This is a genomic window from Frankia gtarii, from assembly GCF_025403375.1.
Classification (GTDB): domain Bacteria; phylum Actinomycetota; class Actinomycetes; order Frankiales; family Frankiaceae; genus Frankia; species Frankia gtarii.
Genome location: NZ_JAMPTM010000279.1, coordinates 1 through 8606 on the forward strand (window position 1 = coordinate 1; position 8606 = coordinate 8606).

Consider the following 8606-nt stretch of genomic DNA (forward strand, 5'->3'; position numbering starts at 1 on the left):
CGGGTGGAGTGGGGTGTGGGGTCAGCCGGTCAGGATGGACATCGCCTGGTCGAGCAGGGCGGTGAGATCGGCCGTCCCGTCGCAGTCGCGCCAGACCGTCAGGGCGGCGTCATAGCAGCCGAGCGCGGCCGAGGCCAGCGCGCGCGGGCGCGGGTCGGCGGTGTCCGTCGGCGGGATGGCGAGGCGCCGGGCGAGCTCGGGCGCGAGCAGCCGCTGCCAGCTGTTCTGCCGCTGCAGCTGGCGGCCCTGCAACGACGGCGTGTCGACCATCATCCGGGACAGCCGCAGGGCTCGTTCGGGGTTCTCGACGTTGAAGCCGATGATCGCGTTGAGCGCCTGGCGCAGTGCCTGCCAGGGCGTCTCGTCCGCGGGGCGGCCGGCGAGCGCGTCGCGTAGGACCAGGCCGCGTTCCTCCACCCCGAGCAGGACGACGTCCTCCTTGGTCGCGAAGTAACGGAAGAAGCTGCTGCGCGACAGGCCGGCCTCGGCGGCGATCTGGTTGATCGTCGTGCACTCGAAGCCCTGCCGGTCGAACAGGTCAAAGGCGACGGCGGTGATCTCCGCCTGCAGGGCCCGCCTGGTCCGGGCGCGCAGATCGGTGCCCGGCGCCGGGGTTGCGGCGCCGTCGGGGCTCGCCGCGGGGTTTTTCGCCACGGGAGAAGGGTACCAGCTCTGATATCAAGGTTCGAATGTTGGACTGAGTCTCATCTTCGGGCTACAGTCTCACTGCGATTGGTTCTCGGTCGAGCTTCCCCAGCGAACCGCGCCCCCGGCGTTTCTCCCGGGCACAGCGGCCGGCCTGCTGGTCCTGCACCTCCCATCGGTCCTCACGCGCGGGAAAGTGATCAATGACAGCGGAGACATCGGCGTCCAGCGGGGCGCCCTCGACCGGGCTCGGCCCGTGGATGCGCTACCGGCGGCAGTACTCCCGGCTCTCGCCGCCGGTCCAGATGATCGGCCTGCAGCTCTGGCTGCCGCTGGTCTTCGTCGTCGCCTTCTGCCTGTGCTACATCAACGCCTTCCACCAGCCGTCACCGAAGGACATCAAGGTCGCGGTGGTCGGGACCGGTCCGGCGGCGGCGACCCTCGCCGACCGGCTGGAAGGCACCAGCAACGGCATGCTGTCGGTGTCGGCGGTGGGCTCGGTCGACGACGTCCGCGGCGATGTCCGCGACGGTGACCTGGCGGCGGCCTTCACCCCCGGCTCGGCGAACCAGCCGGCCCGGCTGCTCGTGGCCAGCGGTGCCCAGTTCCAGCTCGCCGAGGTCGTCCAGCAGACGTTCGCCCCGGTGGCGGCGGCCGAGGGCACCACCCTCGCCGTCGACGACCTCGCCGCGCTGCCCAAGCACGACTCCTACGGCACCTCGGGCTTCTACATCGCGCTGGTCTGGACCATCGCCGGCTACATGGTCGGCATGTTCATCGGGATGATGGGCCAGACGCTCAGGCACCGCGTCCGCCTCGGCCTGATCGTCGGAGCCGGCTTCGTGTTCTCGCTGCTCGGCACCCTGTTCGCCGGTCCGGTGGTGGGCGCCGTGCACGGCCACTTCCTGTCACTGTGGCTGCTCGGCTGGCTGACGACGATCTCGGTCGGCCTGGTGGTCAACGGCCTGTCCTACTTCATCGGTCGGTTCGTCACCGGCGCGGCACTCATCCTGTTCGTGTTCCTCAACATCCCGTCGTCAGGCGGGGCGTTCCCGGCGGCGTTCGTGCCCGAGCCGTTCAAGTGGCTGCACCCGTACGTGTTCGGCACCGGTGTCCTCGACGTGCTGCGCGACGTCGTCTACGGCGTCGGGCCGGGGACCGGCCGTGGTGCGACGATCATCGGCGTCTACGCGGCGATCGGCCTCGTGCTCACCGTCGTCGGCAAGCCGTTCTTCGACCGCCGCAACCGGCTGCGCGCCGAACGCGGCAAGCCGGTGTCGATGATGCTGGCCGCACAGGGCGCGGCGATGGCGGCTCGCCAGGCCGAGCAGGCCGAGGCCGCCGCCGGTACCCGCCCGCACCACGTCACCACGAGCGGGGCCCCCACGAGCGAGGGCCCGGGGCGGGACGACGATTCCCGCGGCAACGGCAACGGCAACGGCAACGGCAACAGCAACGGCAACGGCGGCGGGTCGCGGGGCGAGGGGTTGCGGGACAACGAGTTCGCCGACGAGGAGGCCGAGTCCGATGCGGCCGCCGTCTCCGGTGCGGCGGCGGGCAGCGGCAGCGCCTGACCTTCGACGGCGGACGCCGTCCCGGGAGGTCCGTCCCGGAGGTCCGTCCAAAGAGGTTCGGCCCGGCTCAGCCGGTGGGCACCGACCAGCGCACCCGGGTGCCACCGGCGGGGCCGGGCTCCAGAGCGAAGCTTCCGCCCAGGGATTCGGCCCGGCCACGCAGGTTCGCCAGGCCACTGCGCCGCGTCGTCGGTCCCATGCCGACCCCGTCGTCCACCACGTCCACGCTCACCCGGCCGTTCGCGACGGTCACCGTCACCTCCACGGCGCGCGCGTGGGCGTGGCGGGCGGCGTTCGACAGGGTCTCGCGCACCACGGCGATGAGATGGTCGCCGACGGCGGCGTCGATCGCGGTGTCGACCGGGCCGTCGAGGTGCAGTCGCGGGGTGAAGCCGAACGCCCCGGCCATGTCGTCGATGATGCCGAGGATCTGCGCCCGCAGGCCGCTGCCCGTCGCCGGCGTCGCCCGGCCGCGCAGCTCGAAGATGGTCTGGCGGATCTCCCGCACGGTCTCGTCGAGATCCTCGACGTAGGTGCTCATCCGCTCCGCGCGCGGCGCCCGTTCCTCGCTGGCGGCCAGGCCCTGCAGGCCCATCGCCACCGCGAACAGCCGCTGCATCACATGGTCATGCAGGTCGCGGGCAATCCGGTCGCGGTCCTCCAGCAGCGACAGCCGGCCCCGCGCCGCCCGCGAGCGGGCCAGTTCCAGGGCGAGCGCGACGTGGGCGGCGAACGCGGCGGCGAGTTCGAGGTCCTCGTCGGTGAACAGGCCGCCATCGCGGCGGCGGCCGAGGATCAGCGCGCCGGAGGTGACCTGCGAGGCGATCAGCGGCACGATCATGATCGGGCCGACGTCGAGCTTGTCGATCTCGGAGCCGCCCAGCGTGCGCACGTCGGCGACGACGAGGGGGGCCCGGTCCCGCACCGCCCGCCCGGCGAGCGAGGTTTCCATCGACACCTGCTGGCCGCGCAGCAGGTCGGCGTCGTGACCCTCGGCGACGTCGAAGGACAGTTCCCGCGCCGTTGGGTCGCACAGGGCCAGCGCGGTCGTGTCCGCCCGGGCGACGTCACGGGCCCGCTGGACGATCAGCTCCAACGGGTCCTCGCCGTCGGCGAGCAGATGCCGGGTGATGTCCGCGGACGCCTGTGACCACTGCTGGCGGTGCTGGGCCTCCCCGAACAGGCGGGCGTTGTCGATCGCCACGCCGGCGTTGGCGGCGAGCGCGAGCACGAGTTCCTCGTCCTCGGCGGTGAAGATCCGCCCGCCGCGCTTCTCGGTCAGGTAGAGGTTGCCGAAGACCTCGTTGCGGACCCTGATCGGCACGCCGAGGAACGCCCGCATCGGCGGATGCCCGGCGGGGAAGCCGACGGCGCGGGGATGGTCGGCGATGTCGTCGAGGCGCACCGGCCCCGGCTCGGCGATGAGCAGGCCGAGCACCCCGTCGCCGCGGGGGGTCCGGCCGATCGCCTCGACGCGGCCCGGGTCCATCCCGACATGGATGAACTGTTCGAGGTGACCGTCGCGGGCGATGACGCCGAGCGCGCCGTAGCGGGCGTCGACCAGCTCGCAGGCGGACTCGACGATGCGGCGCAGCACCACGTCGAGGCTGAGGTCGGCGGTGACCATCCGGTTGGCCCGCAGCAGACCTCGCAGCCGGCCCTGGGTGGCCAGCACATCCTGGGCTCGCTCCACCAGCTGGGAGAGAAGCTCGTCCAGTTCGAGCCGAGCGACAGCAGGAAAGATCAGGTCTCCCGACGACCCTGACGGGGAGATCTCCCCGCAGGCCGTCCCGGAGGTCTCAGCGCCGGTCGGGGCGAGGTCCCGTTCGGACTCCATGCTTCCAGGACGATAACCGATCCGCCCGGGCCGGCGGCCGTCGTCCGGATTACGGCCGAACTGTTCCCGGTGAGGATGGGCCGCGGGTCCCGGCGGCTGCCATCCGTCCGTGGTGGGCACCACGTCATCGCGGAATGGGCGCGGACGGCCCCGCGGCGGCTCGCGCTTGCCCAGCCTGCCGAGTTCGCCCGGCACGCCCGGCATGCCCGGCCTGTTCGGCCTGTTCGGTTCGACTCGTGGCCTCGACGGCGTGCATCCGCGTCGTCCTCACTTCGCGCACCCTCATCGGGCAGCCTCCTGTCCACCGCGTCGGCCGACCGGAGCCCAGGTGCGGACCGGTGGGCCGAGCACCGGGCGAGTCGCCTTGAGCCACCCCGAGCCGCCGCGCGCCATCCGCCGTCCGCCAACTGCTGCTGCGCGGTTGGCGTCGGCGTGTCCCCGAGGCCGACCGGCGGCGGGTCATCCGTCATTTCCCATGCTCGGCGCCACTGCGCCCCGGTGCCCAGGGACCTTCGGCGCTCATCGTGGAGCCCTTCCTACCGTGCGATCCGGACCGTGCCGGCGGCGGCCCGGCCCCGGCGGCGGCCCGTCACCTTCGCTGCCAGGGCACACGGGGCTGATGCCGCCGCTGCCGGCCGCGGTTGGCGGACTGTGTTCCCCGGACGGGCCCCACCTGCCCGAGGAGTCGGTGGGTGAACCGGTTGCCCCGATCGGGCCAGCCGAGGTGGTCCCGCGCCAGCGCGGTACCCCCCGAACGGGGAGGCGGCGGCGGCCGAACGCACCGATGTCGGCGGGCCGTTCGGACCTCGTGCGGGGGCCCGCAGCGCACTCGCCGACCTGGGCCGCGGCAGGCACCCTGGGACAGGGACTGGGACGCCGGCCACGGAGGATCTGGAGCTTGTAGTGACTGGCTGCATCGTGGTGGGAGTGGACGGATCCAGGGACGCCGACGCGGCGCTGCGCTGGGCCGTCGGGGAGGCGTGGCTGCGTCGGGACCGTCTCGAGGCGATGCTGGCCTGGACTCCGGACGACTGCCCGCGCGAGGTGCTCGACCGCGCCTACGCGCCGGGCCCGCACACGATCGAGGGGACGGCCCTGGCCGTGGTGCGGGAATCCGTCCAACGCGCCCAGGACCCGCGCCGGCCGGTGCCCGTCACCGAGCGGGCCGTCTACGCCGACGCCGTCGAGGCGCTGATGTCGGCGGGCGCGGGCGCGGACATGATCGTCGTCGGCTACCGGGGGACCAGCCGGCTGCGCCGGTACCTGCTCGGCTCGGTTTCCATCGCCTGCCTGCACCAGGCCACCCGGCCGGTCGTCGTCGTCCGGGCGGACGGCCGCGGCCCCGAGGACGACGACAGCGGCCGGCCCGTGCTCGTCGGCGTGGACGGCTCGGCGGCATCGCTGGCCGCGTTGCGCTGGGCTGCGGAACAGGCGGCGCTGCACGCGGCGCCGCTGCGGGTCGTGCACGCCTGGCAGCCCGCGCCGCTGCTGCACTCCGGTCAACGCGTCGCGCGCGACCGGGCGGCATTCGAGCAGGCCGCGCATGCCGTCCTCGACGACTGCATGACCAAGGGGCTGGCGGGCGAGGTGGACGTCAACCTCGACACCCGGCTGGCGTTCGGCGGGCCGGCGCAGAGCCTGCTCGCCGCGGCCGCCGACGCCCGGCTGCTCGTGCTCGGCGCCCGCGGCCTCGGTGGCTTCGCCGGCCTGTTGCTGGGTTCGGCCGCGTACCAGTGCGTGCACCACGCCCGATGCCCGGTCGCGGTCATCCCCGACGCCATCCGCTAGCCGGGTGAGTCCGAGGCGGTCAGCGAGGGCGTCTCGGCATCCTTGGCGGGGCCGCCGGCGGGGGCGGGGCTGGCGTGGCCCTGCGCGACGAAGTCCTTGCTGCGGATGAGCGTCAGCGCGCAGACCGCGCCGACGAGCGCGACGATCCCGGTGACGACGAGCAGGTCGTTGATCGCGCCGGCGAAACCGGACCGGACAGCGCCGGCCAGCGGGCCGCGGGCGTTCGCGGGCGTGCTGGCGAAGAGCTGGTCGGTGCCGCCGTTGCGCAGCGTGTCGGCGATTCGTGCTCCCTGCCCGCGCAGCGCCGGCACCGCTCGCAGCCCGCTGTTGATGCCGCTCTCCAACCGCGCCGCGAAGATCGAGCCGAGGGCGGCGATGCTGAGCGCCATGCCGATCTGACGAAACGTGGTGTTCGCGCCCGACGCCATCCCCGACCGCTCCGGCGGCACCACTGCGACGGCCGTCGAGGCCAGCGGCGGGTTGACCAGCCCGCTGCCGATCCCGGCCAGCACGAAGCCCGGGATCAGGTGCGTCCACGAGCTGCCCGCGTCCAGGCCGGCCATGAGCAGCAGGCCGACGCCGACCAGCGCCAGGCCGGGGCCGATGAGCCACCGCACAGGCATCACGCTGGTCAGCCGCCCCGCCACCGACGCGGCGATGAAGCTGCCCGCGCTCACGATCAGCAGCCGCACGCCCGCCCCGAACGCGGAGTAACCCAGGTCGTTCTGCAGGTAGAGGACGAGGTAGACGAACATCGCGAACAGCGACCCGTTCATCGCGACCGCCGCCACCGAACCGCCAAGGAACGTCGGGGTGCGCAGCAGGGACAGGTCGAACATCGGGTGCGTGACCCTGGCCTCCACGGCGACGAACGCGACAAGGAACGCCACGCCCAGGCACAGGCTGACCGCGACGCCGGTGTCCGTCCAGGCCGTCTCGCCCGCCCGGATCAGGCCGTAGACCACGCCGACCAGCCCGGCGGTGAGCGTCGCGAAACCGGGCCAGTCGGGGCGGTGCGCCGCCGGCGGCCGGGACTCCTCGACCTTCCACACCGTCAGGGCGACGGCGACGACGCCGATCGGCACGTTGACCAGGAAGATTCCCCGCCAGCTGATCCCGCTGGTGATCAATCCGCCGAGGATGGGCCCGAGGGACGTGGCGATGCCGGTGACCGCGCCCCACACCCCGAAGGCGATCCCCCGGTCGCGGCCGCGGAAGCTGTTGGCGAGCAGCGCCAGCGACGTCGCGAACAGCACGGCGCCGCCCACGCCCTGCACGCCCCGTGAGATGATCAGCATGATCGTCGACTGCGAGAGCCCGCACAGCAGCGACCCCACCGTGAAGATCGTGAACCCGATGGTGAACAGCAGGCGCCGCCCGTAGAGATCGGCGAGCGAACCGGCCGTCAGCAGCAGCGCGGCCAGGGTAAGGGCGTAGGCGTCGATGACCCACTGGACGTCGGCGAACCCGGCGCCGAGACCGCTCTGGATCTCCGGCAGCGCGACGATCACGATGGTGACGTCGAGCAGCAGCATGAACGTGGCGCCGCAGACGACCAGCAGCGTCCACCATTTCCGATCCATCAGAACCTCCCGGGGGGACTGGCGCCTTGAGCCCGCACAGCGCCGCGGCTGCGGGGGCGAGGATGTGCCGGTCCAGGCGTGGCGGCGCGGGGCCGCGGGGCGGTGTCAATGATGTGCCGTATGCCCGGTGGTGATACATCGGAAGCCTAGAACGAGTGAGTCCGAACCAGGGCGGGGCCGGTTGCGGTGCGTATTGCACGGTCTAAAGCCGGCGGACCGGGCGCATCGCACCGCAACGCCCACCGTCGGGTCACGGTGGCGCCGGCGGGCAGGGCTGGTCGCGCAGCCGCTCCATGACCCGACGGTCGCGCTTGGTCGGCCGCCCCGCGCCCCGGTCGCGCACGGCCACCGCCGGAGTCGGATCGCGCAGCACCGGGGGGCTGTGGTCGACGAAGCACTCGGCTGCGACCGGCGCCCCGACCCGATTCCGCAGCACCTTCGTGATCACGACGATCCGTTCCCGCCCGGCCAGCCGGAGCCGGATCTCGTCGCCCGCATGGACCAGGTGCGCGGGTTTGATCCGCTCGCCGTTGAGCCGGACGTGCCCGGCCCGACAGGCATCCGTCGCCTGCGAGCGCGTCTTGACCAGCCGCACGCACCAGATCCACGTGTCGGCCCGGGCGGAATCCTCCGGTGGCGTCACCGAGAACTCCGGAGGATGCCCCGGCCGTCAGGCCGGGGAGGAATCCGGCTCCCCGCGGAGCGGGGCAGGGGTAGGCGGTTCGCCGTCAGGTGAACCGCCGTGCTAACGCGGCATGTAACAGGTGGATGATTTCCCTGTCCGGGGAATAGTCGTCTTCTTTGATGGTTTCGGTGATGTGGGGGTGCGGGTTGTTCGGTAATCTCAGAACCTTCTTCTGCGCGGTCCTGGTGGGTTAGGATCGGTTTGTGTAGAGGTTCCGGTTGTATCCCGGCGTGGCGCAGGAAGATGCTCTTCTTGTGCATTGTGGGCATGCGCGGTTCGTGTGGAACCTGTGTGTGGAGCAGCAGTCGTGGTGGAACCCGCGGCGTGGCCCCGCTCCTGGTTACGCCGAGTGGAATCGGCAGTTGACCGCGGCGCGGGGCGCCTGCGGCTGGCTGGCGGCGGGCAGTGTGATCGTGCAGCAGCAGGCGTTGCGGGACTTCGCGACCGCGAGGGCGAACTTTTTCGGCGGGTCGCATCGGCGGCCGGGGTGGCGT

At 72.5% G+C, this 8606-nt stretch carries 7 protein-coding genes; 3 read left to right on the plus strand and 4 right to left on the minus strand.

Going from position 1 to position 8606, the window contains the following annotated elements; translation table 11 throughout:
• Positions 1-21: 21 nt before the first annotated feature.
• On the minus strand, positions 22-654 hold the full coding sequence (locus NBZ83_RS26860; protein WP_261567914.1) for a TetR/AcrR family transcriptional regulator: 633 nt from the start codon (positions 652-654) through the stop codon (positions 22-24).
• Positions 655-848: 194 nt separating this feature from the next.
• On the opposite strand from NBZ83_RS26860, the gene NBZ83_RS26865 reads away from it, so the two are divergent.
• On the plus strand, positions 849-2219 hold the full coding sequence (locus NBZ83_RS26865) for an ABC transporter permease (protein WP_261576030.1): 1371 nt from the start codon (positions 849-851) through the stop codon (positions 2217-2219).
• 67 nt (positions 2220-2286) lie between these two features.
• Here the strand turns inward: NBZ83_RS26865 and NBZ83_RS26870 are convergent, their stop codons facing one another.
• Complete coding sequence (locus NBZ83_RS26870; RefSeq protein WP_261567918.1) at positions 2287-4056, minus strand: sensor histidine kinase; 1770 nt, start codon at positions 4054-4056, stop codon at positions 2287-2289.
• Between the two features lie 903 nt (positions 4057-4959).
• Between NBZ83_RS26870 and NBZ83_RS26875 the strand changes: the two genes are divergently transcribed.
• Entirely contained in the window at positions 4960-5844 is an 885-nt protein-coding gene (locus NBZ83_RS26875; protein ID WP_261567920.1) for a universal stress protein, read from the plus strand.
• Here the strand turns inward: NBZ83_RS26875 and NBZ83_RS26880 are convergent.
• Together NBZ83_RS26880 and NBZ83_RS26885 are read right to left on the minus strand one after the other, a co-directional pair.
• Entirely contained in the window at positions 5841-7427 is a 1587-nt protein-coding gene (locus NBZ83_RS26880) for an MFS transporter (RefSeq protein ID WP_261576031.1), read from the minus strand. The genes NBZ83_RS26875 and NBZ83_RS26880 overlap by 4 nt on opposite strands.
• A gap of 250 nt (positions 7428-7677) precedes the next feature.
• Complete coding sequence (locus NBZ83_RS26885) at positions 7678-8070, minus strand: RNA-binding S4 domain-containing protein (protein ID WP_261576032.1); 393 nt, start codon at positions 8068-8070, stop codon at positions 7678-7680.
• A 260-nt stretch (positions 8071-8330) separates the two neighbouring features.
• On the opposite strand from NBZ83_RS26885, the gene NBZ83_RS26890 reads away from it, so the two are divergent.
• Positions 8331-8606 (plus strand): helix-turn-helix domain-containing protein (locus NBZ83_RS26890; RefSeq protein ID WP_261576033.1); only part of this gene is annotated, 276 nt, incomplete at its 3' end.

What these genes read in the sequence shown, in the direction of transcription:
- NBZ83_RS26865 (WP_261576030.1), top strand. Translation starts at nt 849, where the DNA reads ATGACAGCGGAGACATCGGCGTCCAGCGGGGCGCCCTCGACCGGGCTC.
- NBZ83_RS26870 (WP_261567918.1), bottom strand. Translation starts at nt 4,056, where the DNA reads ATGGAGTCCGAACGGGACCTCGCCCCGACCGGCGCTGAGACCTCCGGG.
- NBZ83_RS26880 (WP_261576031.1), bottom strand. Translation starts at nt 7,427, where the DNA reads ATGGATCGGAAATGGTGGACGCTGCTGGTCGTCTGCGGCGCCACGTTC.